The sequence below is a fragment of the Pseudomonas sp. B392_1p genome (genome assembly GCF_052245235.1).
Lineage (GTDB): Bacteria > Pseudomonadota > Gammaproteobacteria > Pseudomonadales > Pseudomonadaceae > Serpens > Serpens gallinarum.
This window is the reverse complement of record NZ_JBQPXM010000007.1, coordinates 141,733-167,124: the sequence shown is the minus strand read 5'-3', so window position 1 is coordinate 167,124 and position 25,392 is coordinate 141,733. Positions and strand designations below refer to the sequence as shown.

Annotated in this window: 20 protein-coding genes; 10 read left to right on the top strand and 10 right to left on the bottom strand. The window is 60.4% G+C overall.

Annotation, left to right across the window (positions count from 1 at the left end):
• Positions 1-13 precede the first annotated feature (13 nt).
• A complete protein-coding gene (locus ACTV8E_RS12180; protein ID WP_443199669.1) occupies positions 14-2,521 on the bottom strand; it encodes an ABC transporter permease in 2,508 nt (835 codons plus the stop codon).
• Positions 2,521-3,204 carry an ABC transporter ATP-binding protein gene (locus tag ACTV8E_RS12175; RefSeq protein ID WP_251836261.1) on the bottom strand — a complete coding sequence of 228 codons (684 nt, stop codon included), beginning with the start codon at positions 3,202-3,204 and terminating at the stop codon, positions 2,521-2,523. The genes ACTV8E_RS12180 and ACTV8E_RS12175 overlap by 1 nt, the downstream gene beginning before the upstream one ends.
• Before the next feature lie 10 nt (positions 3,205-3,214).
• Between ACTV8E_RS12175 and ACTV8E_RS12170 the strand changes: the two genes are divergently transcribed.
• The 3 genes from ACTV8E_RS12170 (at position 3,215) to ACTV8E_RS12160 (ending at position 5,181) form a co-directional block, all read left to right on the top strand.
• Entirely contained in the window at positions 3,215-3,820 is a 606-nt protein-coding gene (locus ACTV8E_RS12170; RefSeq protein ID WP_251836260.1) for an arylesterase, read from the top strand.
• Between the two features lie 67 nt (positions 3,821-3,887).
• On the top strand, positions 3,888-4,169 hold the full coding sequence (locus tag ACTV8E_RS12165; RefSeq protein ID WP_251836259.1) for a hypothetical protein: 282 nt from the start codon (positions 3,888-3,890) through the stop codon (positions 4,167-4,169).
• A 55-nt stretch (positions 4,170-4,224) separates the two neighbouring features.
• Positions 4,225-5,181 (top strand): L,D-transpeptidase family protein, encoded by a 957-nt coding sequence (locus ACTV8E_RS12160; protein ID WP_251836427.1) that lies wholly within the window; start codon positions 4,225-4,227, stop codon positions 5,179-5,181.
• 93 nt (positions 5,182-5,274) lie between these two features.
• Here ACTV8E_RS12160 and ACTV8E_RS12155 read toward each other — a convergent pair whose 3' ends face one another.
• Positions 5,275-5,526 (bottom strand): Lpp/OprI family alanine-zipper lipoprotein, encoded by a 252-nt coding sequence (locus ACTV8E_RS12155; protein ID WP_251836258.1) that lies wholly within the window; start codon positions 5,524-5,526, stop codon positions 5,275-5,277.
• A gap of 440 nt (positions 5,527-5,966) precedes the next feature.
• Between ACTV8E_RS12155 and ACTV8E_RS12150 the strand changes: the two genes are divergently transcribed.
• Positions 5,967-6,245: a GNAT family N-acetyltransferase gene (locus ACTV8E_RS12150; protein WP_251836257.1), complete on the top strand. Its 279-nt coding sequence runs from the start codon at positions 5,967-5,969 to the stop codon at positions 6,243-6,245.
• 52 nt (positions 6,246-6,297) lie between these two features.
• Here ACTV8E_RS12150 and ACTV8E_RS12145 read toward each other — a convergent pair whose 3' ends face one another.
• Positions 6,298-7,374, bottom strand: coding sequence for a 3-deoxy-7-phosphoheptulonate synthase (locus ACTV8E_RS12145; protein WP_251836256.1), 1,077 nt, complete (start codon positions 7,372-7,374; stop codon positions 6,298-6,300).
• A 319-nt stretch (positions 7,375-7,693) separates the two neighbouring features.
• On the opposite strand from ACTV8E_RS12145, the gene cysB reads away from it, so the two are divergent.
• Positions 7,694-8,668 (top strand): HTH-type transcriptional regulator CysB, encoded by a 975-nt coding sequence (gene cysB / locus ACTV8E_RS12140; protein WP_443199668.1) that lies wholly within the window; start codon positions 7,694-7,696, stop codon positions 8,666-8,668.
• Positions 8,669-8,751: 83 nt separating this feature from the next.
• Here cysB and ACTV8E_RS12135 read toward each other — a convergent pair whose 3' ends face one another.
• Positions 8,752-9,486: a phosphoadenylyl-sulfate reductase gene (locus ACTV8E_RS12135; protein ID WP_443199667.1), complete on the bottom strand. Its 735-nt coding sequence runs from the start codon at positions 9,484-9,486 to the stop codon at positions 8,752-8,754.
• Between the two features lie 185 nt (positions 9,487-9,671).
• Between ACTV8E_RS12135 and thrH the strand changes: the two genes are divergently transcribed.
• On the top strand, positions 9,672-10,289 hold the full coding sequence (gene thrH, locus ACTV8E_RS12130; protein ID WP_443199666.1) for a bifunctional phosphoserine phosphatase/homoserine phosphotransferase ThrH: 618 nt from the start codon (positions 9,672-9,674) through the stop codon (positions 10,287-10,289).
• Positions 10,290-10,445: 156 nt separating this feature from the next.
• Here thrH and ACTV8E_RS12125 read toward each other — a convergent pair whose 3' ends face one another.
• From ACTV8E_RS12125 to pabB, 5 genes are all read right to left on the bottom strand, one after another.
• Entirely contained in the window at positions 10,446-11,279 is an 834-nt protein-coding gene (locus tag ACTV8E_RS12125; protein WP_443199665.1) for a DUF7281 domain-containing protein, read from the bottom strand.
• On the bottom strand, positions 11,264-12,484 hold the full coding sequence (locus ACTV8E_RS12120) for a phosphoenolpyruvate carboxylase (RefSeq protein ID WP_443199664.1): 1,221 nt from the start codon (positions 12,482-12,484) through the stop codon (positions 11,264-11,266). Before ACTV8E_RS12120 ends, ACTV8E_RS12125 begins: the two co-directional genes overlap by 16 nt.
• Positions 12,481-13,122: a hypothetical protein gene (locus ACTV8E_RS12115; protein ID WP_443199663.1), complete on the bottom strand. Its 642-nt coding sequence runs from the start codon at positions 13,120-13,122 to the stop codon at positions 12,481-12,483. The genes ACTV8E_RS12120 and ACTV8E_RS12115 overlap by 4 nt, the downstream gene beginning before the upstream one ends.
• Positions 13,122-16,796, bottom strand: coding sequence for an ATP-binding protein (locus tag ACTV8E_RS12110; RefSeq protein WP_443199662.1), 3,675 nt, complete (start codon positions 16,794-16,796; stop codon positions 13,122-13,124). The genes ACTV8E_RS12115 and ACTV8E_RS12110 overlap by 1 nt, the downstream gene beginning before the upstream one ends.
• A 143-nt stretch (positions 16,797-16,939) precedes the next feature.
• Complete coding sequence (pabB, locus tag ACTV8E_RS12105; protein WP_443199661.1) at positions 16,940-18,283, bottom strand: aminodeoxychorismate synthase component I; 1,344 nt, start codon at positions 18,281-18,283, stop codon at positions 16,940-16,942.
• A gap of 159 nt (positions 18,284-18,442) precedes the next feature.
• On the opposite strand from pabB, the gene ACTV8E_RS12100 reads away from it, so the two are divergent.
• The 4 genes from ACTV8E_RS12100 to ACTV8E_RS12085 all read left to right on the top strand — a co-directional run bounded on the left by ACTV8E_RS12100 (position 18,443) and on the right by ACTV8E_RS12085 (position 25,342).
• A complete protein-coding gene (locus ACTV8E_RS12100) occupies positions 18,443-21,136 on the top strand; it encodes a LuxR C-terminal-related transcriptional regulator (protein ID WP_443199660.1) in 2,694 nt (897 codons plus the stop codon).
• Positions 21,137-21,138: 2 nt separating this feature from the next.
• Positions 21,139-23,856 carry a LuxR C-terminal-related transcriptional regulator gene (locus ACTV8E_RS12095; protein ID WP_443199659.1) on the top strand — a complete coding sequence of 906 codons (2,718 nt, stop codon included), beginning with the start codon at positions 21,139-21,141 and terminating at the stop codon, positions 23,854-23,856.
• A 200-nt stretch (positions 23,857-24,056) separates the two neighbouring features.
• A complete protein-coding gene (locus ACTV8E_RS12090; protein WP_251836245.1) occupies positions 24,057-24,497 on the top strand; it encodes a DUF6160 family protein in 441 nt (146 codons plus the stop codon).
• Positions 24,498-24,580: 83 nt separating this feature from the next.
• Positions 24,581-25,342 carry a C39 family peptidase gene (locus ACTV8E_RS12085; RefSeq protein WP_251836244.1) on the top strand — a complete coding sequence of 254 codons (762 nt, stop codon included), beginning with the start codon at positions 24,581-24,583 and terminating at the stop codon, positions 25,340-25,342.
• Positions 25,343-25,392 lie beyond the last annotated feature (50 nt).

The window sequence follows — 25,392 nt, the reverse complement described above, 5'->3', positions numbered from 1 at the left end:
TAAGGGTACAAGGTCAACCTTCGCGCAGCACCTGCAGGGGGCTGGCATTGAGGGCTCGGCGGGTGCCGAGCATGCCGGCCCCGCCGATCAGCAAGGCGCCCAGCACCGGCAATAGCAGCAGCCAGGGATGCGGATGCCACGCGAGGTCGAAGGCGAAACGATAAAGCAGCGCGCTGATCAACTCGCAACCCAGTGCCGCGAGTACGCCGCTGGTAGCACCGAGTAAAGCGAATTCGCTGCGGCGGGCCTTGATCAGCAAGCGCCGCCGGGCGCCCAGCGCCCGCAACAGCGCACCTTGGCGAATGCGTTCGTCCAGGGTCGCCTGTAAGCCGGCAAACAGAACGGCCAGGCCGGCGGCCAGTACAAACAACAACACATATTCGATGGCTAGAGTCACTTGGGAGAGGATACTGCGCAGTTGCGCCAGCAGGGCGTCCACTTGCAGCAGGGTGACGGTGGGAAAGGCGCGTGCCAGCTCGACTAGCTGGCGTTCCTGGCCGGCGGGTAAATAGAAGCTGGTCAGGTAGGTGGTCGGCAGATATTGCAGCGTGCCTGGTTCGAAGATCATGTAGAAGTTGGGCTGGAAATTGTTCCAGTCCACCTCCCGTAGGCTGGTGACGCGTGTTTCGCGCTCATTGCTGCCCACGTTGAAGCGCAGCCTGTCACCCAGTTGCAGTCCCAGGCTTTCGGCCAGTTCGCTCTCCACCGAAACGCCCGGCAGCGAATCCGCTGCGTTTTCCGGTTGCCACCAGTGGCCGGCCTTGAGCAGGTTGTCAGCGGGCAGGTCGGCGGCCCAGGTCAGGCTGAGGTCGCGGCGGATCGCCCGCTCGCCTTGTGATTCCTTGCTTACCCGTTGGCGTACTGGCTGGTCATTAATGGCGATCAGGCGGCCCGGCACCACGGGATACAACGGGGCGGCTTGCACCTGCAAGGCCGCTAGGCGTGTGTTAAAGGCGTCCTTGTCGCCAGGCAGAATATTCAGGGCGAAATGGTTGGGTGCATCGGCCGGCAATTGCGCCTGCCAGGTATCCAGCAGTTCGCCGCGTAGCAAGGCGATGAGCGCCATGGCCAGCAGGATCAGGCCGAACGCCAACGCCTGTCCGGCAGCGGCCAGTGGATGGCGCAACAATTGGCCCAGTCCGAGGCGCCAAGGCAGGCTCGCATTGCTCAGCAGGCGGCGCAGGCCCTGTAGGCCGAACAGCAACAGTCCACCCAGCAGCAAGACGGCCAACAGCCCCCCGCCGATCATGGCCAGGGTGAGCGTCAGGTCCAGGCTCAGGCGCCACATGATGATGCCCAGCGCCACGAGCGCGGAGCCGTACACCAGCCATGCGCTGGGTGGCAAAGGCAAGACATCGCTGCGTAATACGCGCAACGGTGGGACTCGGCCCAACGCTGCCAGGGGTGGCAGGGCGAAACCCGCCAGGGCCAGCAAGCCGATGGCCATTCCAGCCAGCGCCGGCAGCAGGCCGCCAGGTGGAATGTCGGTGGGCAGTAAATCCCGCAGCAGGTGGAACAGCCCATGCTGCGCCAGCCAGCCGAGCGCGGCGCCCAGGCTGCTGGCCAGCACTCCGAGCAGCAGCAATTGCACGGCATAGAGTCCCAAGGCCTCGTGCCGTGATAGACCCAGGCAACGCAACAACGCGCTGGCGTCGTAGCGGCGAATGGCGAACCGGCTGGCCGACAGCGCCACGGCCACCCCAGCAAGCAAGACGGCTGCCAGGCTGGCGAGATTCAGGTAGCGTTCGGCGCGGCCCAGCGCAGTGCCGATTTGCCGATTGCCGTCACGGGTGTCTTCCAGGCGCTGCTGGGGGCTCAGCTGGCCAGCGAGAGCGGCGCGATAGTCCGCCAATTGCTGGGTGTCGCCGGTCCATAGCTCTCGGTAGCGGACCCGGCTGCCCGGCTGCACGATGCCGGTGGCATCCAGGTCGTCGAGGTGCATCAGCACGCGGGGTGTCAGGCTGTAGAAATCGCCAGCGCGGTCCGGCTCGTAGGTGAGGACACGGCTCAGGCGCAGTTGTTTTTCACCGACTTCGATACTGTCGCCGACCTTGAGATCCAGCGCAGCGAACAGACGAGCCTCGGCCCAGGCTTCGCCGCGGGACGGCCCGCTGCCAGGGGTTTCTGCTTCATAAGGCGCGGGTGCGCTGCGCAGTTCGCCACGTAGCGGGTATTCACTGTCTGCCGCTTTGACGCTGGCCAGCTGAATGCCTTGGTCAGTGGCAATCACGCTGGAGAACTCCACTACACGGGCATGCTGTAGACCTAGCTGACGGCCGCTTCGCAGCTGTTCCGGGGCGGCCGGCGCCGAGCCATTGAGCACCAGATCGGCACCGAGAAATTCGCTGGCGCGCAGCAACATGGCATCGTTCAGTCGCGTGCTGAAATATCCGATGGCCGTGCTGGCGGCGACGGCGACCAACACGGCGGCGAACAGCACGCGCAATTCTCCAGAGCGGGCATCACGCCGCAGTTGCCGCGTCGCGAGGGTCAGCAGGCGGCGTAACGGCAGGCCGGCCATCAGGGTTCGTCCCGGGTGACAAGGTGTCCCGCTTCAAGGCGGATCTGCCGTCGACAGCGATGGGCCAGGCGTTGGTCGTGGGTCACCAGTACCAGGGTGGCGCCGCGCTCCTGATTGAGGGCGAAAAGCAGGTCGCTGATACGCTCGCCGGTCTGGGTGTCGAGATTGCCGGTGGGTTCGTCGGCAAACAGCACGTCCGGTTCGGCAGCGAAGGCGCGGGCAATCGCCACGCGTTGCTGTTCTCCGCCGGAAAGCTGGCGGGGGTAATGCTGCAGACGATGTTCCAGACCTACCCGCTGCAGCAGTTCGTCGGCACGCCGGCGCGCATCGAGACGCCCATCCAGTTCCAGAGGCAGCATGACGTTTTCCAGTGCATTGAGGCTGTCCAATAACTGAAAGGACTGAAACACAAAGCCGACGTGTTCGGCGCGCACACGCGCACGCTGATCTTCGTCCAGTTGCTCCAGCGCGTGGCCGGCGAGCATGACTTCGCCGCTGCTGGGGCGATCCAGTCCGGCGAGAAGGCCCAGCAGCGTCGATTTACCCGAACCGGAGCTGCCAACGATGGCCAGGCTGTCGCCGGCGCTCAGATCCAGAGACAGGCTGTGCAGAATGGTCAGGTCGCCTTCCGCGCTGGGGACCACTTTGCTAAGGTTGCGGGCATTGAGAATGCAGGTGTTCATGGAGATTCCGATGCGGGCTTGGTGTATTGCGGGGGCCATGGCTGTGCTGCTGTGGTCGCAAAATTCCTTGGCCGGCACCCTGCTGGTCGTCGGCGATAGTATCAGCGCCGCTCTGGGCATGGATACCCGCCAGGGTTGGGTCGCCTTGCTGGAACAGCGCTTGGAGGAAGAGGGCCTGGATCATCGGGTGGTCAACGCGTCGATCAGTGGTGACACAACCGCTGGCGGTCTGGTTCGATTGCCCAGGCTGCTCGCCGAGCATCAGCCGGAGTGGGTGATTCTTGAGTTGGGTGGCAATGACGGCCTACGAGGCTTGCCCCCAGCGCAAATGCAGCAAAATCTGCTCGCCATGATTGAACGCAGCCGTGACAGCGGGGCCCAGGTGCTGTTGCTTGGCATGCGGTTACCGCCCAACTATGGACTGCGCTACACCCGAGCATTCGAGCAGGTGTATTCGGACCTTGCGGCGCAGACACAAGTACCTTGGGTGCCGTTTTTTCTGGAAGGCGTCGGCGGTGTCGAGGGCATGATGCAGGCTGATGGCATTCATCCGGCGCCAGCAGCCCAGCAACGGATGCTCGACAATCTCTGGCCATTGCTCAAACAGATGCTTTAAGGGGCTCTCGAGGCTTTTCCGCGCCCAGGCTTTCGGCTAATGTTGCGCCCCCTTCATGGAGCCCAACATGCCACGCCGCGCCTGGTCCCTGTATGCCTATAAATTGATCGAGCCAGACGAGCAGTTGGATCTGTTCGCCTGCCGCGAGGTGCGCCTGCATCTGATCGAGCGGCAGCTGGAATTGGCGGGACATGTGGATCGCACCTTGTGCGGCGGTCTGCTGCCGGCTCAGCCGCGCTGGCGTTCGTTGAGTCGGGAATTGCTGCGTGACTCGCGGCTGTGCCCAGTTTGCCAGGCTACGCTTGAAGCACATCGTCGGGGTGAACGATTATCCGGTTTTGAAGTCTGACATAGCCGGCCTTTCAAACCGGCCTTCGATTTGTCACTTCAAGGATACAATCCGGATGTTCGCGTGTGCTTCCACGGTCTTTCGCAGTCTCTCATTGATGGCTTTGGTGAGCACTGGCGCAGTCCATGCCATGGAGTTTCCTCTGCCTCCGCCCCACGAGGACGTGGTAGGGCAGGTTCAGGTTATCAAGGCGCGTTACGAAGATACCTTTGCCGCAATTGCCGAGAGCCATGACCTTGGCTACCTGGAAATGGTTGCCGCCAATCCGGGGGTGGACCCCTGGCTCCCTGGCGAGGGTACCGAGATCATTCTTCCGACACGCTTCATTCTGCCGCCGGGTCCACGTGAAGGGATCGTGATCAACCTTGCGGAATACCGTCTTTATTACTATCCGAAAGGGCAGGCGGTGGTGCATACCTATCCCCTCGGAATTGGTCGTGAGGGCTGGTCATCGCCCGTCGCTGAAACTCGCATCGCGGCCAAGTTTGCCAATCCCGCTTGGTATCCACCCAAGTCGATTCGCGAAGAGCATGCTGCCGAGGGTGATCCCTTGCCGAGCGTGGTGCCACCCGGTCCCGATAATCCCTTGGGACCCTACAAGATGACCTTGGCTTTACCGGGTTATCTCATTCATGGTTCGAACAAGAAGTTCGGTATTGGCATGCGTGTCAGTCATGGATGCTTTCGCATGCTCAATCACAACGTGTTGGAATTGGCAGCGATGGCTTCGGTTGGCACTGCGGTGCGTATTATTGATCAGCCCTATAAGGTGGGGGTCAGTGCTAATAAATACTACCTTGAAGTGCATGCGCCACTGGAAGGTAAAGAGGGCAAACTCTCGGTGGTGGACAAACATGCGAAGGTGATCAATACCTTACTGCGCTGGGACGAATTGCAGAACCTGCAGTTGGACTGGGAAATGTTGCGCGAAGTGATTGCGGCAGAAGATGGACTGCCAATCGAGATTGCCACAAGAAATACGGCGCTCGCTGCTGAGATAACACCCCGCTGATTCGGGTTCGCTTGTTTGCCAATCGTTAAGCTACGCCGCTCATAAAAAAAGCCGACCCTGTTAGGGTCGGCTTGATAGCCTGAGGCCAGACTCTTACTTGCGGCTGGCGCGCTCCAGCATGCGCAAGGCGCGTTCGTTGGCCTCGTCTGCGGTCTGCTGTGCTTTCTGCGCAGCGGCCATTGCTTCATCAGCCAGGCGGTAGGCTTCGTCGGCACGAGCTTGAGCGCGAGCGGCAGCATCCTCGCTGGCGGTCAGGCGTGCTTCGGATTCCTGTGACATGCTGCTGCAACCGGTAGCCAGAACTGCGGCCAGGGCCAGAGCAGAGAATTTCAGAACGTTGTTCATCGTGTTCCCCTTCTTTGGGCTTTCTAAAGTGCAATTTCCCGTTGGGGAAATCAGCGGCGTACATAGTACCTGTAACTTTTAGTAAGTAAACGGATATGGTGCAAGTTAGGTGGTTTTTTTATTGTTCTGCAGAGGTTTTAACTGTGATGGCGCTTTCTTTAGTTTAGGTTTTATTGGGGCAAGCTATTATAGAGTTTTGTTTCGGTAAGAGGTTCCGTTGCCGAGAGAAGTAGAGCGCTATAAATAAGTTTAACTGGGATGAACTTCTAAGAGTGTTTATTGTCTCGACCGGCGCTCAGGAAGTTTGCCTTGCGTTGTTTGCTTTGGTCAGCGCATCAAGGGGGTGTACAGTGTGGCGGCTGGATGCCCGGCACGAGGTATTGCAATGGCCAGGCAGGCTTGCTTTGCACAGTAATCGGTTCGGCCTGACGAGGAATCACATGAACGAGCTAGCTATCCATCATGACGTGGCCGGTCATCAATTTGAGGCGACCGTGGAAGGCCATCACGCCTATCTGGCTTATATGGACCTGGGTCAGCAAACGCTGGATATTTATCGCACCTATGTACCCAATGCCTTGCGCGGCAAGGGCATTGCGGCGGCCCTGACCGAGCATGCCTTGCAGTATGCCGAGAGTATGGGCTATTCGGTAATCCCTTCATGCTCCTATGTAGAACGCTATATGGAGCGGCGAGAACGAAGGGCAGGTAAACAGTGACACATAAAAAAGCCGGGCAGTGCGAATGCCCGGCTTTTTACGTTCCGCAGCCTTAGCGCTTGCGGCGCTCGGGCAGCTTATCCTTCAATTTCTCATGCATGCTAAGCACGGCTTTCTCAGTCGTTTGCCAATCGATACAGGCATCGGTAATCGAGACGCCGTACTGGAGTTGGTCAAGGTCCTTGGGAATGGATTGGCTGCCCCAGCCAAGGTGGCTCTCGACCATCAACCCGATGATGGAGGTGTTGCCTTCCAGAATTTGATTGGCAACGTTATCCATGACCAGTGGTTGCAGGCCGGGGTCCTTGTTGGAGTTGGCGTGACTGCAGTCGACCATGATGTTGGGCGTGATACCGGCTTTGGCCAGTTCTTGTTCGCAGACCGCGACGCTTACCGAGTCATAGTTGGGTTTGCCGTTGCCGCCACGCAGCACGACGTGACCGTAGGTGTTGCCCTTGGTGGTGACGATGGAGACCGCGCCTTGCTGATTGATACCCAGGAAGCGATGCGGGCGAGAAACGGATTGCAAGGCATTGATAGCGACGGCCAAGCCGCCATCCGTACCGTTCTTGAAGCCCACTGCTGAAGAAAGGCCAGACGCCATTTCCCGGTGGGTCTGGGATTCGGTGGTTCGCGCGCCGATGGCGGCCCAACTAATCAAATCCTGCAAATATTGCGGGGAGATGGGGTCCAGGGCTTCGGTGGCAGCTGGCAGACCCATGTCGGCCAGGTCGAGCAGCAACTTGCGACCAATGCTCAGTCCGTCCTGGATCTTGAAGGAGTCATCCAAGTAAGGGTCGTTAATCAGGCCTTTCCAGCCTACCGTGGTCCTCGGCTTCTCAAAATAGACGCGCATGACCAGGAACAGCGTGTCGGATACTTGCTCAGCCAACACTTTAAGGCGTTCAGCGTATTCATGGGCCGCTTTGAGATCATGGATCGAGCAAGGGCCAATCACGATGAACAGGCGATGATCCTTGCCATCAAGAATGTCCCGAATCACCTGGCGACCGTGTGTCACGGTGCGGCGGGCGGCTTCGGTGAGGGGCATTTCGTGCTTCAGTTGCTCCGGCGTGATCAGGGCTTCGTTGGAGGCAACGTTCAGGTCATTGATCGGTAAATCTGCCATCGGTGTTACTCGTCAGTCGGGGGCCAGGCATCCCCTTGCGGCGTGCACAGCAGGAAGGGCATGGTGAGGAAGAGAGCAACCTTAACGCTTTATCTGCGGGCTCGACAATGGGGCGGGCTGGCGAAAGCCCTGTTTGCCTGTGTGTATTCGCTCGGTCATTCCCATCCGGTTGCTTTGCGCTCGAGGTGGGCGCCGCAACGTTTTCGCGACACCGATACGGTTTTTTAATACTTGTCTCAGTTGTTTTTTGTCTGGTTGGATTAATATGGTTATAAGAAACCGCTAGCCACATCGCCGCCGTAACATTTGAGGATCTGCCATGAAGCTTCAGCAACTGCGTTACATCTGGGAGGTGGCACACCATGATCTGAACGTGTCGGCTACTGCCAAGAGCCTCTACACGTCGCAGCCAGGAATCAGCAAGCAGATTCGCCTGCTGGAAGATGAATTGGGGCTGGAAGTGTTCGCCCGTAGCGGCAAGCACCTGACGCGTGTAACTCCGGCGGGCGAAAGCATCATTCATACCGCCGGGGAGATTTTGCGCAAGGTCGAGAACATCAAGCAGATTGCCCAGGAATTCTCCAACGAGAAAAAAGGGGTGCTCTCGCTGGCCACCACGCATACCCAGGCCCGCTACGCTTTGCCGCCAGTCATCAGTTCCTTTATCAAGCAATACCCGGACGTTGCCCTGCACATGCACCAGGGATCGCCAACCCAAATTGCGGAAATGGCAGCCGACGGCACCGTGGATTTCGCCATCGCCACTGAAGGCCTGGAATTGTTCGGCGATCTGATCATGATGCCCTGCTATCGCTGGAACCGCTGCGTGGTGGTGCCCAAGGGACATCCCTTGTGCAAGGTGCCGAAGCTGACCCTCGAAGCGCTGGCCGAGTATCCGATCGTGACCTATGTCTTCGGTTTCACCGGCCGCTCGAAGCTAGATGAGGCGTTCAGCCGCCGCGGCCTGAGCCCCAGGGTGGTGTTCACAGCAGCCGATGCCGACGTGATCAAGACCTATGTACGCCTGGGGCTGGGTGTGGGGATCGTGGCGAAAATGGCCGTGGACGAGCAACTGGATCCGGACCTTGTCGTCCTGGATGCCAGTGATCTGTTCGAGTCCAGCGTGACCAAGATCGGCTTTCGCCGCGGCACCTTCATGCGCGGCTTCATGTGCGACTTTGTCGAAAAATTCGCGCCGCACCTGAATCGCGATGTGGTTGCCAAAGCCGTGCAGTGCCGGAACAAGGCCGAACTGGATGAGCTGTTCGAAAATGTCGAGTTGCCGACTCACTGAGGCTTCTTGTTTGACAACAAGGGTGGAGAACCGCCTTGGTTTCCACCCTGGGCATTTCAGGTGAATGCGCTTCCTTCCCACAACTACTTCTTGGCAATTAAATTCCCAGCATGCAGCCCGCATTCCTTGTGGGTGGCCTCTTCCCACCACCAGCGGCCTTCGCGCTCATGCTGATTGGGCAGCACGGGGCGGGTGCAAGGTTCGCAGCCAATGCTGATGAAGCCGCGCTCATGCAAGGGGTTGTAGGGAATCTCAAGCATGCGGATATAACCCCAGACTTCTTCGCTGCTCATTTGCGCGAGTGGGTTGAACTTGTAAAGGGCGTGTTCGGCCGAGGAGAAGGCGCTGTCCAGCTCCAGCACTGCCACCTGGCTGCGCGTGCCCGGACTCTGATCGCGACGTTGGCCTGTCGCCCAGGCGCTCACCGTGGCGAGTTTGCGGCGCAGCGGTTCGATCTTGCGAATGCCACAGCATTCGCCATGGCCGTCCTTGTAAAAGCTGAACAGGCCTTTTTGCTTGACCAGCGGTTCCAGCAGGCGCGCGTCTGGGGAAAGGACTTCGATAGGAATGCCGTAATGCTCGCGCACCTGATCGATGAACCGGTAGGTTTCCGGGTGCAGGCGGCCGGTGTCCAGGCTGAAGACCTTGACGTTCTTGTTGAGCTTCCAGGCCATGTCCACCAGGACGATATCCTCGGCACCGCTGAAGGAAAGCCAGAGGTCGTCGCCAAAGTGCTCGAAGGCAAGTTTGAGAATGTCCTGGGGCGAACGTTCGGCATACAGAGCCGCCAATTCGGCGACATTGAAGGGGTGACTCATCAGGCTTCCTCATGATCATGGCGCTGGACGCGCTCTGCGGCGGCATCCTAACAAACCCTTGGCCGTGCCCATAAATAACCAAGCAGCGTGCATTTGTCTCATCTGGTTATAAGCGGCGGCATTGCATGGGGTAGGGCGAGCGGCTAGAGTGCCGCTTCATTTCAAACCTCGCTTAGGAGTAGCTCGTGGAGATTGCCTGTCTCGACCTGGAAGGCGTATTGGTACCAGAGATCTGGATTGCCTTCGCGGAAAAAACTGGTATCGATGCGCTCAAGGCCACGACCCGGGATATTCCGGATTACGACGTGCTAATGAAGCAGCGTCTGCGCATTCTCGACGAGCACGGCCTGAAGCTCGGCGATATCCAGGAAGTGATCGCCACGCTCAAGCCGCTGGACGGCGCGGTGGAGTTCATCAACTGGCTGCGTGAGCGCTTCCAGGTCGTGATCCTCTCCGACACCTTCTATGAGTTCTCCCAGCCGCTGATGCGCCAGCTGGGCTTCCCGACCCTGCTTTGCCATAAGCTGCTGGTTGACGAGACTGACCGCGTGGTGGGTTATGAGCTGCGCCAGAAGGATCCGAAGCGCCAGTCCGTGGTAGCCCTCAAGAGCCTTTACTACCGCGTGATTGCAGCGGGTGATTCGTACAACGACACCACCATGCTCTCGGAAGCTCACGCCGGCATCCTGTTCCACGCCCCGGACAACGTGATCCGCGAGTTCCCGCAGTTCCCGGCGGTGCATACCTTCGAAGATCTGAAGCAGGAATTCCTCACGGCGTCCAATCGTCCGCTGAGTCTGTAAGACCCAAAGGCGGCCCGAAAGGCCGCCTTTGTTAAGCACTTTACGAAGGAGGCTATCCCGGGCCGAGCATGCGCCGGCGTGCTGGATGGCCTACATCCTGGCGACGTTCCTACCTCCGTCAGCCGGGATAAACCCGGCACCACCGAGACCTCGCCATCATCGCGCGATACAACGCAACGGTACGCCTTGCGCCAGCAGGTGCTGTTGCTTGATGCTGAGGCCCGTCTGCGTCATCTCTTCCCATATCGCTTGCCAGCCGCCCAGCTCGATGCTGTCCAGGTGCTTGCTTTCCTTGTGTTGGCCGTGGAAATCCTCGCGGCTGCCTTTGGCGAGCAGGTCGGGCGTGAGCTGCGGTATCAGCGCATGGCTGGCGCGCGGGAGGGTTGCAGCGATGGCCAGCCCGGCAGGGTCGAAATCTGCAAAGACCACAACCGGAACCAAAGCGGGCAGTCCCTGTAGCAGCTGCCGCGTTCCCCGGGTGAGCGCGCTATGGCCACGGTAGAGCACCAGTGCGGCATCGAGCCTGTCTGGTAGCGCGAAACGATGGATTTGATCGAAGCAATCCAGATTTTCGACCACCAGTACGTTGCAAATGGCCGCCAGGTCCAGATGGTTGACCGGAACACGCAACGCGCATTCATTTGGCAGAGTGGGCGCGGCGACCATAAACGGAAGAACACCCTTGGCCAATACGAAACCCTCATCGGGTTGGCGTGGCGCAAGCTTCTCGTTGATGGCCTGAGCGGCCGCCTCGATGCGGTCCTCATTCGGCAGGGGATTCATCAGATCCCAACCGAAACGCCGTCGGGCTTCGTCGCGCAGCAGCTCGCGCTCCTGCGGAGTGAAATGCAGACGGCGCCGCTCGACCTGGCCCAATTCGAACGCGCGATGGATGTCCTTCCAGGTTGCGCTGTAGGGCACGTCCGGTAAGCGGTTGCGCAGCAAGTGGTGCACCGCCTTGGCATGCACCCGGGTCAGAGAGACAAACACAACGCCAGATCCCGCACGATGAAGTTGCCGCTGAACACCGGGTGATCCTCGCCTTCGGGCAGCAACTCGAAATAATCCTTCTGCTCATCGGGCAGGGCTTCGTAGCCGCCAATTACCTGATACAGCCAGGTTTCCTCGTCCCACGGCAAGCGCTGCTCAGCGCGCCAGGTCAGCGCCGAGAGTTGTTGTCCACTTTCGATGACTTGGCAGAAGTAGTCCTGCACCGCGTCCTGGATTGCGCTGCTCTGCACTTCAAAGCTTTCCACCTCACCAAGCAACAGCTCGCCGGCTTCCGGCAGGGCCATCACGGCGCGTTCCGCGCGCTGAGCGCGCACCTGGGATGCCAGGGCCAGCAGTTCAGCTTCCAATACGCTGTCGTGGATGTCCACGGCGGCCGGCGCCAGCAATGCCTCAGCCAGATTGAGCAACTGGGGCATTTGCGGCAGGGCGGTGTGCTGGCCGGGCTGGTAGTCCGGGTGCTGGTCGATATGCAGGCTCCAGCCGCGCAGCAGGCGGGTGCGGCCCTGGATCTTGCGGAAGCGGCCGAGCAGGTCGAGCAGGCGCGCCTGCACCACGCCCAGTTCCAGATAGGCGTCGCTGACGCTGCGTTGCAAGCGGGTGACCAGCAGGCGACGCAGTTCCCGCAGGTCGCCGGCAGTGTCGGCCAGGTGCTGGAAATCGACCAGCTCCAGCCCCGCCAGCAACTCGCTGACTTGGGATTGAGCCAATTCGTTCTCGCGGATCTTGGCGTTCAGACTGCCTACATAGCCGAACTCGTTGTTGATGCGGCTCCACAGCATGCGGATGCTGTGGGTCAGGCCTTCGCAGAAGCTGTAGACGTGTTCGCGCAGGTCGGCCAGATAGGCGTCGGCGGCGGCGTAGTCGCCCTGGTGGCGGGCTTCGGTGTAGTGGGCCGCAAGGGTCTTGAAGGTGGCCAGGGTGGTGCCAGTGTTGGCGTCGATCTGCCGGTTGCGGTCATCCTTCAGGGCTTCTTCCAGCAGGGCGCGGACCGTACGGCGAAGGTGCAGGTCGGCACCGGGCTCCGGGCGGTACAGAACACCATCCTTGACCAGCCGATCTTGTACGCCGGGCTCAAGCGCTTCGTCGCTGATGGAGCCGGCCAGGTAAGCATCCATGATGGGTTCGGCATGCCGGCCCAGTTGGCGTAAAAAGCGCACCCCGGCATGGTGCAGGTTGCCGCTCATAGCAGGTTGCTCTGGCTGGCGGCCTCGGCGCGACCCTCCAGCGCAAGGCCCTCGGCCTCGTCGATGAAGCGGATCACCTCATAAAGGTAATCCAGCTTGCCGGTGCCAATGTAAATCTGCTTTTCCGGATTGGGGCGCAGCAGATAGCCCATGTCGCACAGTTTCTTGAACACCTGCTTGATTTGCGCGTCGACGCTAGCGCTGATGGAGCCGAACAGCCGGTAATGGCTGATACGCGCCAGTTGCTCGCGAAACGCCGGGGTGTCTTCGACGATGCCCTGCAACTCGTTCAGGCGGATGGGGCTGCCCTCGGTGAGTGGAGCGTCCTGGGCGCTGGCTTCCTGCACCAGCAGCAGCCATTCCACCAGTGGGGTAAGGGCGTGGCTGACGTCGCGGAACTGCTGCCCTACGACCTTGCGTTCGTTTTCACCCAGCTGGCGGTAGGCGCAATAGAAGACTTCCGCTTCCGCGCCGCTGCCCACGCTGGCCACCACGCGGTTAAGGGTGGTCAGGTAATCGTCGACCTGTTCGCGGTTGGTCGGGTTTTTCAGAAAGCGCCAGCCTTCCTCGTTGGTGGTGCGGCAGATGAAGGCGCCCTGCAGCAGGCGTTCGATGACCTGTCCCTTGTTGGAAAGCATCAGGCGATCTCCTCGGTCTGGCGCGCCTTCAGGCGCTCGCCGATCACATCCAGGCGCGGCTTGACCACCTGCAGCTGGCGGGTCTGCTTGTTGACGATGTAGCGGTTCTTGAACAGCGACAGCACCTCGGAATCCGGATTGGGGAACGCGCCGAGGATGCGGATGCGGTTGCTGGTGCAGGCGTCGAAGATCTTCTTCACGTTGTTGTGGTGCAGCGTGCCCAGTTCGTCGATCGGCCAGTGGATTACCGCCGGCGCGTCGCCGCGCAGCAGGCGGGTGAAGGCCAGCAGGAACTTGCAGAGGATCAGGTAGGCCATGCCGTGGCTGGAGGACTCGTTGAGCTGTCGGTCGGTGCGGATCACCAGGTCGCTGTTGCCCTCACGCAGGCGCAACTCGATTTCCAAGAGACCGGCGATGCCGCTGGTCAGTGCCGAGCGGCCGAGTACTTCCAGGGCGCGGCGCATGCTGCCGGTGTAATCTTCGCCGGGCAGTTCGGCGAAGCCGCCGTGCTGCCATTCGCGGTAGGCGTTGACGAAGCTGCGCAGCTCCGGCCAGAACTCCAGCTCGGTGATCCGCGAGCGGATGGTCACCGCCGAGTTGGACACGCCGTCAAGGAACAGCTCATCGCTGACTTCGCGGGTGATGCGCGCGCTCTGGCTGGCGATGCGCTTGTCGATATCGGCGAGCACGTCGAAGTAGTCGAACAGGTCCTTGCCAAAAATGCGTCCCTGTTCCAAGAGGCCTTTGATGCTTTGCGGCACCAGCTCGTTGAGCAGTTGGGCGAGAATCGGCACCAGCCGGCGGTAGTCGAGGGTTGGCACGCCACGTTCACTGACCAGCGTGCACTCCTCGCGGCCACGCTCCCAGGTTTCCGTGAGGCTGGAGCCGCTCTTGCCGGCCAGCAGGCTGTCGAAGCGATCCACGTGCTGGCGAATGGTGGTCATCAGCGTTTCGCGGCCTTGCAGCAGCTCTTGGCCGAGGCGCAAGCGCTCGTCCAGTTCGCCTTCAGGTGTCTGCCCTTCGCGCGGCAACTTGCCTTCCCCAAGGCGGCGCAGCAGCCCCTTGAGCAGATCCAGTTGCTCGCTGATCTGCCCTTGGCGTTGCAGGCCCTGCTTGCGCTGCTGCTCCCGTTGATCGCGCTGGCTTTTGTAAGCCTGGGTGGCCGCATCCAGTTGCTGCTTGAGGTCGCTGGCTTCGGCCTTGCGGCTCATCAGCTCTTCTTGCAGCTGCGGTTTGCGTTTGAGCCAGGTGAGCGCATACCACTCTTCGTAACGGTGCACCTCCGAACGCCGGGCTTCGGTCTCGCGGATGCGCTGTTCGCGCTGACGAATGCCATTCCTCAGTTCGATTAACTGATTCTCGTCGACACCGCGGGATTTCAACTCGTTCTGGTACCAGCTTTCGCAGGCAGCCAGCTCGCTCTTACCCTGGGCGCGCTGCTCATCCATTTGGCCGCGCAGCGATGCCAGACGCTGTTCCAAGTCCTGAATCACCTGTTGCCAGTGGGCCGAGGCTTCCAGGCGAGCCTCCTGATGCTGCTCACTCAGTTCGGCCAACAGCTGCTCCTGCTCCGCAGCCAAGCGGGTCAGGCTATCGTCCAGCGCACTCAACTGCTTGCGGGCTTCGCGCCGGCGCTCGGCCAGGGCGGTGTCCAGGCGCTCCTTGAGGGTGGCGCGCTCGTCGCGCAGGCGTTGGCGGTCATCCTTGCAACGCTGCAGTTCGGTACGCGCCTGCACCAGCCGGGTATTAAGGTCGTCCAGCGCCGCAGTCTGTTCGCCCAGCTGGGTTTCCAAGGCCTCCTGCTGATTGCGCGCGGCCTGCAGGTTGTCCTCGGCCAGCTGCAGGCGGGCACGCAGCACCGCTTCGTCGGCGGCGTGCTCAGGTATTGGCAGCGTGGCCAGGTCAAGTCGCAGGCCATGGAAGCTGTCGGCTGACGTTTCGCTCAGGGCGGGCTTGAGGTCGGTGCGTTCCAGTAGGCCCGGCTCGATCAGCTTGCCAAGGTGTCGTTCCCAGCCCGGCTGTTCGCGGCGCAGGAATTCCAGCAGGGTGTGCTGGCCGGGATAGAGCAGGCGTGTTGCGACGTCTTTTTCCCGCTCGCGCTCACCTACCTTGCGGGCTACAAGCTGATGTTGCTGGGCCAGTTCTTCCCGCTGGCGCAGCAACTGTCGCTCTTGCTGAGCCAAAGTCTCTACCTGCTGGCTGGCGCCATCGCGCTTCTCGTCGGCCTCTTCCTGGCGCCGGTCGAGGATGTCCAGGCTGCGGCTTTCCTCTTCGCTGTAGCCGAACTGGCTGATGCGTTGCTCGTAGTCCTTGCGTTCCAGTTCGCGGGCGTGTTTCTGCTCGCGAAAGGTGGTTTCGGTTTCCTGACGGCGGGTGGCGAAGGATTTGTCCAACTGGCTGAGGGCATCGTGCCTCTGTTGGGTGCGCCCAGCCAGTTCGTCGCGGACTTTGCTTTCCTGTTCATGCAGGCGATCCAGGGCGTCCTGCTGGCGCTCCTGGACGATCTGCTTGCGTTCCAGGTAGGCGTTCTGAACGTCGGCATGCTGCTCGGTGAGCAGGTGCAGGCGTTCCCTGAGGTTGTCCAGCTCCAGCTTCCAGCCGTCGAGCTTTTCCAGGTCGGCCTTGGCCTGGTCGATATCGGAGTCCAGGTACTGCTGGTACAGGTCGTCAATATGGTTGAGCTGTTCTTCGTCACTTTTAACCCGGGCCTGGACCTGCGAGAGTTCCAGGCTTAGGGCGTCCCGCTGCTCCTTCCAATCATCTTCCAGGCGCTTGAGCTCGAAAGCGAGCTGTTCCAATTCGCTCTTCAGGGTTTCCTGGCGGGCGAACAATTGCGGCTCGTCGGTACGGAAGGCTTGCAGCAGGCCACTCAGGCGGGCCTCACAAGTCAGCAATTCCTGGAAGTCGCGCTCTAAGCGGGCGAATTCGGGGCGCAGGTCGGCGAAGCCTTGGATCAACTGGCTGTCGCGAATCCAGTCTTCGACTTTCTGCGGGCTGAGGTGGGTGGTGGGCGGTGTCACGCCGTCCTCTTCCAGAATGGCGGCGACCATCGACTTGATGGTTTCCATCTTGCCTTCACGCGAGTGCACGGCGCGCACCAGCTTCTCGATGTGGCGCAGGCTGTGCTCGCCGCTGCACAGGGAAAACTGGCGGGCCAGTTGGCGCAGTTCGCTACGCTGGCTGTCGGCGGAGAGCAGGGTGCGGTCGTTCTGAATGATGGCCCGGTACTGGCGTGTATTGAGCTGGTTGCTGACGGTGATGCCCAACGAACGGAAGTGCCGTCCCAGCTCGTTCATGGTGCGGCAGACGATGCTGTCGCCCTGGCGGCTGCGAGTGTAGTCCTCCATGTCGAAGCCCTTGTGTACCAACCGGTAATCCACGCCACGGCCGTCGCTGCTGGTGGCCAGGATCGCCTGGCAGGGCTCGTCGTCCTTGCGCTGGTATTCGTAGACGATGAAGCTCTGCTCGGTGGGCAGGTACCAGCGCTCGAAGCTGTCACGAGTGGCCGGTACCACGCGGCTGGGGTACTCGCCGTAGAATACCGGCACCAGGCGCTGCAATGTGGTCTTGCCGGAGGCGTTGGTCCCGCAGATGTTGGTGTGGTCGTCCACGACCAGCTCGACGACACCCTTGAGGTGGGTGTTGATCAGAATGAGGCGATTCAGGCTGGGCATGCGAATCCTTTTGTAGAGGCGAAGCAGGGGCGCAGTTTAAGCAAGCTGCGGCCTGCTGCCGAGCCGCTTTCGACGGGAATCATCACATTTTGGGAGCTTGTGCTGCACGTGCAGCAGTTCTGAGCGATCCACAGCAACAAACGCTACAGGGCTTCCAGGGTTTCCATCAGCACGCGTACCTTGGTAATGGATTCCTGATATTCGGCTTGCCAGTCGGAATCCATGACGATGCCGCCGCCGCCCCAGCAGGCGATCTGACCGTCCTTGATCAGCAGGCTGCGAATGGCGATTGAGCTGTCCATTTCCCCGCGCACATCCAGGTACAGCAGCGAGCCGCAGTAGAGCGCCCGGCGGGCAGGTTCCAGCTCGTCGATGATCTGCATGGCGCGCACCTTGGGCGCGCCGGTGATCGAACCGCCGGGAAAGCTGCCGGCCAGCAGGTCCAGGGCATCCTTGCTGGCGTCCAGCTCGCCGGTCACGCTGCTGACCAGATGATGCACGTTCGGGTAACTCTCCAGCGCGAACAGCTCGGGCACACGCACTGAGCCTATGCGGCAACTGCGGCCTAGGTCATTACGCAGCAGGTCTACGATCATCAGGTTTTCCGCGCGGTCCTTGGGGCTGGCCAGCAAGGCGTCGGCCTGGCGGCGGTCTTCTTCCGGGGAGGTGCCGCGTGGGCGGGTGCCTTTGATCGGCCGGGTTTCCACCTGGTTTTCGTGCACGCGCAGAAAACGCTCGGGCGACAGGCTGAGAATGCTCGCTCCAGGCAGTTGCTGAAAGCCGGCGAAGGGGGTCGGGCACGCGGCGCGCAACGCTTGATAGGCGTGCCAGGCATCGCCACTGCAGGAGGCGCGAAAGCGCTGGGCGAAATTGACCTGATAGCAATCCCCGGCCTGGATATACGCCTGGATCTTGCCAATCGCGGTCTCGTAGTTGTCAACGCTGATGTCCGCTTGAAACGGGCCGTCCAGCTTGAAGGGGGCGCCTTCACTTATCGCTGCCGGCTGGCTGAACAGGCGGATCAGGCGCTGGCGCTCGGCCTCATCCAGTCGCGGATGGAACACCAACTGGCTACGCTGGAGCTGGTGATCGCTGATCAACGCCCAGGCGTACAGGCCGAAATGGGCATCCGGCAGGGCCAGGTCATCCACTGCGGAATTCGGCATGAGTTCCAGGCGCCGGCCGAAGTCGTAGGACAGGTAACCGATCAGGCCGCCCACAAAGGGCAGAGGCTGATCCGCGGGTGCTTCGCTCGGACCCAGCAGGCTCAAGGCATCGCGCAAGCGTTGGAAAAAGACGTTGGCGGCTCCGCCAGCGGCAGCCGTCAGCTGTGCCATAGGCCATGCGGAGAGCAGATCATAGCGTCCTCGCTCCGCTGTGGGCCGGCCGCTGTCAAGCAGCACGGCTCCCGGAGCGTGGCGGACAAGCGCGAAGTAGTCAGCTGGATCAGCGAGGTAGGGCAGGGGATGACAAATGCAGATGGACATCGGAAACCGTCGTTTTTTGTGAAGGCGATTGTATTCCGTAGGACTGCTTCGGCCTAGAGTTCTGCCATATTTGCGCACTGCCCAGCGGGGCTGGTAAGTATGGAACACCCTGCGGATTTCAAAATCCGGGCATAACGATAAATATAAAGGGGTTAAATCATGGATGTTGTATCTGGGTCAGGAAGCCTTGCGCGCCCAACGCGACTCCCTCCACCCACATCGGCCGGCTACTTGCCGCGCCCGCGTATTCAGGCTCTGTTTGCCGCCAATCCCCAGGCGCGGCTGATTCTGCTGTGCGCGCCGGCGGGATTCGGCAAAAGCACCGCGCTGGGCGAACTGGTCATGGCTCAGCAACCCGGCAGCACCTGTGCTTGGCTGGCGTTGGGCGACGGTGATGATGATCCTGCGCGATTCCTGATGCGACTGATCAATGCGTTGCGTACGGTGTTGCCAGGGTTCGGCGAGGACGCGCTGGCGTATCTGTGCAACACGATGAGCACGCCGGTAACGGTCGTGATGGAGAGCGTGCTGGTCGAGCTGACCCGGCTGACACACCCCCTGCTGGTGGTGCTGGACGATTTCCAGGTCACCGATAAGGAGCTGCTCGCTGCCCTGGGGCGCCTGATCCTGCTGGCATCGCCCGGATTTACCCTGGCGATCGGCGCGCGGACCCAGCCGGCCTTGAATCTGGCCACGCTGCGGGCCAAGGGCCTGTTGCTGGATATCGGCCCGGAGGAGCTGCGCCTCGATCCGACCGAGGCCCGCGATTATTTACATTACCGGGGCCTGCGGCTGGATGAAACGGGCCTGCAAACGCTGTATGCGCAAACCGAAGGCTGGATGATCGGCGTGCAACTGGTCAGCTTGTGGCTGAGCCATCAACCACAGGGCAGCAGCCTGCAGTCCATACCCGCAGGCGATCAAACCGCGGTGGGCGATTACCTGCTGTGCACAGTCTTCGAACAACTCTCGGCCGAACTGCAGGATGTGCTGCTGGCGTTGAGTGTGGCCAGCCAATTGAGCGGGGAGCTGGCCAACGCCTTGACCGGTCGCGAGGATGGCCAGGCATTGTTGGAAAGCTTGGAAGTCAGGCAGTTGTTTCTCGTGCCGCTGGACCGCGAGCGGCAGTGGTATCGCTTCCACCATCTCTTCGCCGATTTCCTGCGTAACCGGTTGCGGCAGCAGAGCTTTGAACGTTTCAAGCAGCTGCATTTCAAGGCGTCCCTCTGGTTCACCAATCATCGCATGCAGAACCTGGCCATTGAGCATGCCAGCCTGGCTGACGATCCCGAAATGCTGGCCGCGCTGGTGGACGGCTACGGGTTGGAGCTGATCAACCGGGGGCAACTCAACCGATTGTATCGCTGGCGCTTGCAGGTTCCCGATTCGATTGTTGAGCGCTATCCGGTGCTGATGCTGGCCGATGTCTGGGACAAGGCGGCTAAACAGGCCTTGCCTGAAGCCAATCGTTTGCTCGATGAGTTGCTGTCACGCTGGTCCGGCGAGGTGGACGTACCCCTGCGCGAGGGCTACCTGGCTGCGTTGGCGGTCAAGTCCATGCTGGCCCTGCAAAAAGATGATCTGGACGTTTGCGTCAGTCTGGCCCGCAAGATCGAAGCCCAGCTGGGCCAGCATGCCGCTTTCCTTGAGGTAGCCATGCTGGTGATCGGTGCGCTGGCCCTGGTGATGCTGGCTCAGCCCGACCAGGCGCGTCGTTTACTGGCGCTGGCCCAGCAGCGCAATCACTTCCTAGAAGGCCGTTACCTGGATATGCAGCTCAGCAACGTCGAGGTGATGCTGGCGTTGGAACAGGGCCAGCTGCGTCAGGCGCAGCATTTGTCCGAGCAGTTGCGCGCCCGCATGGTGCCAGGGTTTGGCGAAACCAGCCCAGCCCTGGCGCTGCCCGTCATCAGCGCGTGTTTGATTGCCTATCACCAGGGACGTTTCGGCGGACTAGAAGAAAGGCTGCACTGGGCTCTCAAGCATGTTGACGTGATCAATCCGATTGATTTGTACGCCCAGGGGCTCCTGTGCCTGGCACGGCTGCAGCGCACCCAGGGGCATATCAAAGAGGCCATGGCTAGCCTGGCCGCGATGCAGAATCTGGCCTCGCGCAATCAGTCCTGGCGATTCTATGCGCAGGCGGTTGCGGAAGAGATTGCACTGATTGTGCAAGAACCGGGCGATGACTCGTTCAAGCGCGCCGAGCAGCGCTTGAAAAGCATCGAATGGAGCCGACTGGCAGCTAGCTATGCGCAGCGCACTTTCAATCCTGTCACCCTTTTTCTGGGGCTGAGCCGCATTCGTCTGTACCAGAAACGAGGTCAATACAGCGAGGCATTGCATGAAATCACCCAGCTTCGAGGGCAGCTGCAAAAAGGCTGGCATGGCTTGCAGCATCTGCGTCTGGATGTGCTGGCCGCGCTCAGCTACCAGCGTCTGGGCTATCAGGAACGAGCGCAAAGTTTGCTGGTTCAAGCCTTGATGAGGGCTGAGCGCGAAGGTTTGCGCAGTGTATTTATCGAAGAAGGGCAGGCTGTTCGGGTCATGCTGCTGCAGTTGGAAGCCGCAGAGAGACACCCTGCGCTGCAAGGCTTTCTACGTGATTTGCTGGGCTTTTGGCCGGGCGGCCAGGTACCGGCCGCGCAGGAGGCACCGAGTGACGGTTTGACCGCACGGGAGCTCGATGTGATGCGCCTTGCAGCCCAAGGCATGTCCAATGAAGAAATAGGTCAGCAATTGTCGCTGGCCCTTGGCACGGTCAAATGGCACCTGCATAACATCTACGCAAAGCTCAAGGTACGCAATCGCACCCAGGCCATTCGCCGTGCCCGCGAGCTGGAGATGCTCTGATCATGACCAACCAGATCTCCGCACAATCTCAGCGGCTGCCGTTGTTACGCACCAAGCTGTTTCCTGCCGAACTGGAGGGACACTCGCTGCTGTCCCGTGAGGTACTCATCGATCGCCTGTTCCAGGCCCGACGGTTTCCCTTGCTGGTACTCAGTGCACCGGCCGGGTATGGAAAAAGCACCGTGCTCAGTCAGCTCCGCCAGCGCTTGCAGGCGACAGGGCACAACGTTGCCTGGCTGTCCTGCGATGACGGGGACAGTGAGCCGCAACGACTGCTGGAGTACCTGCTGGCTGCGGTGGAGTCGGTATTGCCTGGCTTCGGAGCCAATACCGCCGGGCTACTGCGCGATGGCCTGAGCTGGCCGCTGGAAGCCTTGCTGGAAGCGTTCATAACCGATCTGCGCCGGGTGGAAGAACATATCTATCTGATTCTGGACGACGTACATCGCATCCGTCATCCAGGCTTCGGCCAGGGTGTGGCGTATCTGCTTCGCAATCTTCCAGAGCAGATACATCTGATCAGCAGCACCCGTTTCAACCCCCAATATCTCACGGCTCCAGGTCTGTCAGAGCGGGTCTATTGGCTCAAGGCTGAAGACCTGCGTTTGAGCCGCCAGGAAACCGCGGATTATTTCCGCTGCATCCGGCAGCAAGAGGTGAGCGATGAAGAGCTTGCGCTGTTGCACAAACGCACGGAAGGCTGGATCACCGCGCTTCATCTGGCCAGCCTGGCGCTGGCTCGTCATCCGGACCGCCGCCAGTTTCTTGTCGAGTTGTCGGGCACCGAGCGTGATATTGCCGATTACCTGACGGAAGATGTGTTGGAAGGTTTGCCAGCGGACGTGCGCTGGTTTCTAGAGCAAACCTCGATTCTCGATGAGTTTTGTGCCGATCTCTGTAACACCTTGACCGGGCATGACACGGGTCGCGCGATGCTCAAGCGATTGCAGGCCGAGCAGCTGTTCATAATCCCGCTCGATACCCTGGGGGAGTGGTTTCGTTATCACCATTTGTTCACCGAGTTTCTTCAGGGGCGCCTGGTCAGGCAAGGCGAGCCGGCGGCCTTGCTGCTCGCGGCAGCTCGCTGGAGTGAGACTCAGGGATATGCCGACCGTGCCATTGGTTACGCGCTGCGCGCCCGGGACTTCGCCTTTGCAGCCGACTTGCTGGAGCGCCAGGGCATTCGTCTGGTAACGGGGAATCGGGTTTACAGTGTGCTGGCCATGCTCAAGCGCGTGCCTGCCGAACAGATCCGCGAGCACACCGTGTTTCAACTGTTCTATGCCTGGCAGTTGGCATTCGAACAGAAATTTGCCGAAGCCGAAGCCCTGATAGAAGACGTAAGCAATCGATTGCTGCAAGGGCAGGGCAGAACGATGCATACCGGGCTTGCCGAATTACTCGGTGCGGCTCAGGTACTCAAAGCCTTGATTCTGCTGTATCAGGATAAGCTGGAGACTTCCCTGAAAGTGGCGCGCCACTGGTTGGGGGCGGTACGCGAAGGGCAGCCTTTCTTCCGCGCCAGTCTATTTTGCGTGCAGGCAGCGGCCTACGCCTTGCTGGGCGATTTTGCCGAAGCGGCCAAATCCATTGCCAGTGCACGTACGCATCTCAACGACGTGGACAGCGAATACCTAAGCGTCATGATCAGCCTTATCGAGTCCCTGATTTGCAAGGAGTACGGCGAGCTGGAGCGTGGCCGTGCTCTCGCGGAGGCCGCGAGAAAACGCGTGAATCAGGTGTTTGGACGACACAGCCGGGTGGGCGGTCCGTTGGCGCTGGCGTACTCCGACTTGCTTTATGAGCAGGACCGGCACGCGGCCATTCTTGCCGAGCTGCCTCGGGCGACCACCTGGCGTGATGTGGCCACCCCTGTCGAGCTGGTCAATCGCGCACGCCTGGTCATGGCCAAGGCGCGTTTTTATGCGGGGGAAGCCGAACAGGGGTTGGCTGATCTCGATGAATGGCTGGAAGGCTTGCAGGACCCCGGCTACCAGCGAGTCTTCGCCCTGGCGATGGGCTGCAAAGTGCAGTTTTTGTTATGGATGCACCGCCCCAACGAGGCATCGCGAGCCTGCCTTCAACTGGAGCAGCATTTGGACAAGCTTGATCCCATCCGCTATCCGGATGCCTTTGCTGCCTTGGCGATGGCGCAAGCTCGTCTGGCACTGACCGAACAGCGGCCAGACAAGGCTCAGCTGGCATTGGAAAACATGCTGGCCAGGCAAACGGCTGCACACCTGTGTGACCGGCGCTTGCGACTGTCGTTGTTACTCTGTGTAGCGTATTGGCGCAAAGGTAACAGCGACAAGGCGTTCTTATTGCTGCGTCAAACCGTGCAAGATGCCTGGGCGCGGGGTTACCGACGAGCATTTCTGGATGATGCGTTGTGGCTGCTGCCGCTCTGGAATGCCTGGCAAGCCCGTGAACCGCGCACCGAGGCCTGGCAAATGTTGGGGGAAATGCTGCGTGAACAATGTCGCCGGCTGGCTGTTGATCCGCTGAAAATCGATGAGAATCAAGATGTCAGCCATCGCGAGCGGGAAATATTGAGGCTGGTGGCGGCGGGATTGTCGAACCGTGACATCGCCCAGGCCATCCACCTCTCCGAAGCCACCATCAAGTGGCATCTGCACAACCTGTTCGCCAAGTTCGGCGTGCGCAGCCGCACCCAGGCCGTGCTCAAGGGCAAGAGTCTCGGCTTGCTCAGCGAAGCCTGAGCCTCATCAATGGGGCCGCCATCCCTTGGATGGGCTGGCAGCCAGCCCAACCGCCACTAGTTTTGTTCGCAGGACGAGCTCAGCGCTTTCCGCCCCACAAGGAAGATGCCGTACGGGGCGGTGAGGGGTCCTACTGTCGAGGCAGGTGTCGCGGCAGTGTCTATGGATAACCCCATCTGTGAACTGTGGAGATAACAATAATGAAATTGAACCAACTGGCTCTGGCTGCAGCGTTTCTGGCCGCTCCGTTCATGGCTCAGGCCGACCTCAAGGCCATGGATGACAACGCCCTGGCAAGCGTGACCGGTCAGGACGGCATTAGCCTGTCCGGTGACTTCAACGGCAGCATCGGCGCCATTGTGTACACCGATAACGATACCAACGGCGGCAGCCTGCGCCTGGAAGGTATCACCTTCACCGGCTTCAGCATTTCCGATGCCAACCCGCTGATGATCGACGTGGTTACCACTGATATCGCCGGTACCGATACTCAGCAGCTGCAAATCTCCCTGCCGGAAATGACCGGTCAGATCGAAATCGCCGCCATCAAGGTCGGTGACGCCTCTGCCGCCAGCATTGGCTCCCTGGCAATTATCGATCAGAACCTGGCCGGTACTACCATCAAGATCTGGGGTCACTAAGCACCAGTTGGCTTGAGGCTTAAGGTGGTCTACCGGCTCTGGCTGGTAGATCGCTTCCTCAGGTAAGGGAGTGCACAGCAAAGATGATCGAGATTTTATTGGGCAGCTTGCTGGCCGTTGTCGGTTTTACCGAGACAGTGGATACCAAGCCGGTCCGCGAGGGTACGGTCAATCTGACCTACGGACTTACTCCTGCAGGGCAATTGCGCGAAAGCGTAGTGCTGGAGCCGATGAATCAATTGCAGTTTCGTAATGTGATTCGTCAGGCCTATGACTACAGCTGCGGTTCAGCCGCTCTGACGACGCTGCTGGATTACTACCTGGGGCGCAATCTGGAAGAGCGCCAGGTCATGGAAGGCTTGCTGCACTACGGGGAGGCAGAAAAAATCGCCGAGCGACGCGGTTTTTCCTTGCTGGATATGAAGCGTTTCGTAGCAGCGCTGGGCTATGAAAGCGGTGGTTTTCGAGCTGAATTCGACGATCTGGAAGGCCTGGAACATCCTGCAATCGTGCCTATTGAATATGCTGGCTTCAAGCATTTCGTCGTAGTGCGGGATGTACGTGACGACCATGTGTTTGTGGCCGACCCCGCCTTGGGCAATATCAGCTTTACCCGGGCACGTTTCGAAGCTGTGTGGGATCAGAACGTATTATTCATCGTCTACCCGGGGGATAACCCCTCTATAAATGCGCTGGCATTGGATGAGCGAGATATGCGGCTTGTGGATGATCGAACGACCAGCCTTCTGGCTTTCCGCGAATTTCCACAGTTGGCGAAATTTAGCCAGAACCAAGCTGCTGAGCTTGGCTCAGGCGGTGGCATTCAATATATCCGCCGTAAGTAATTATCCGCCGCAATAAGCACCCGCTGCACAGGATGTGTCGGCATCTAAAA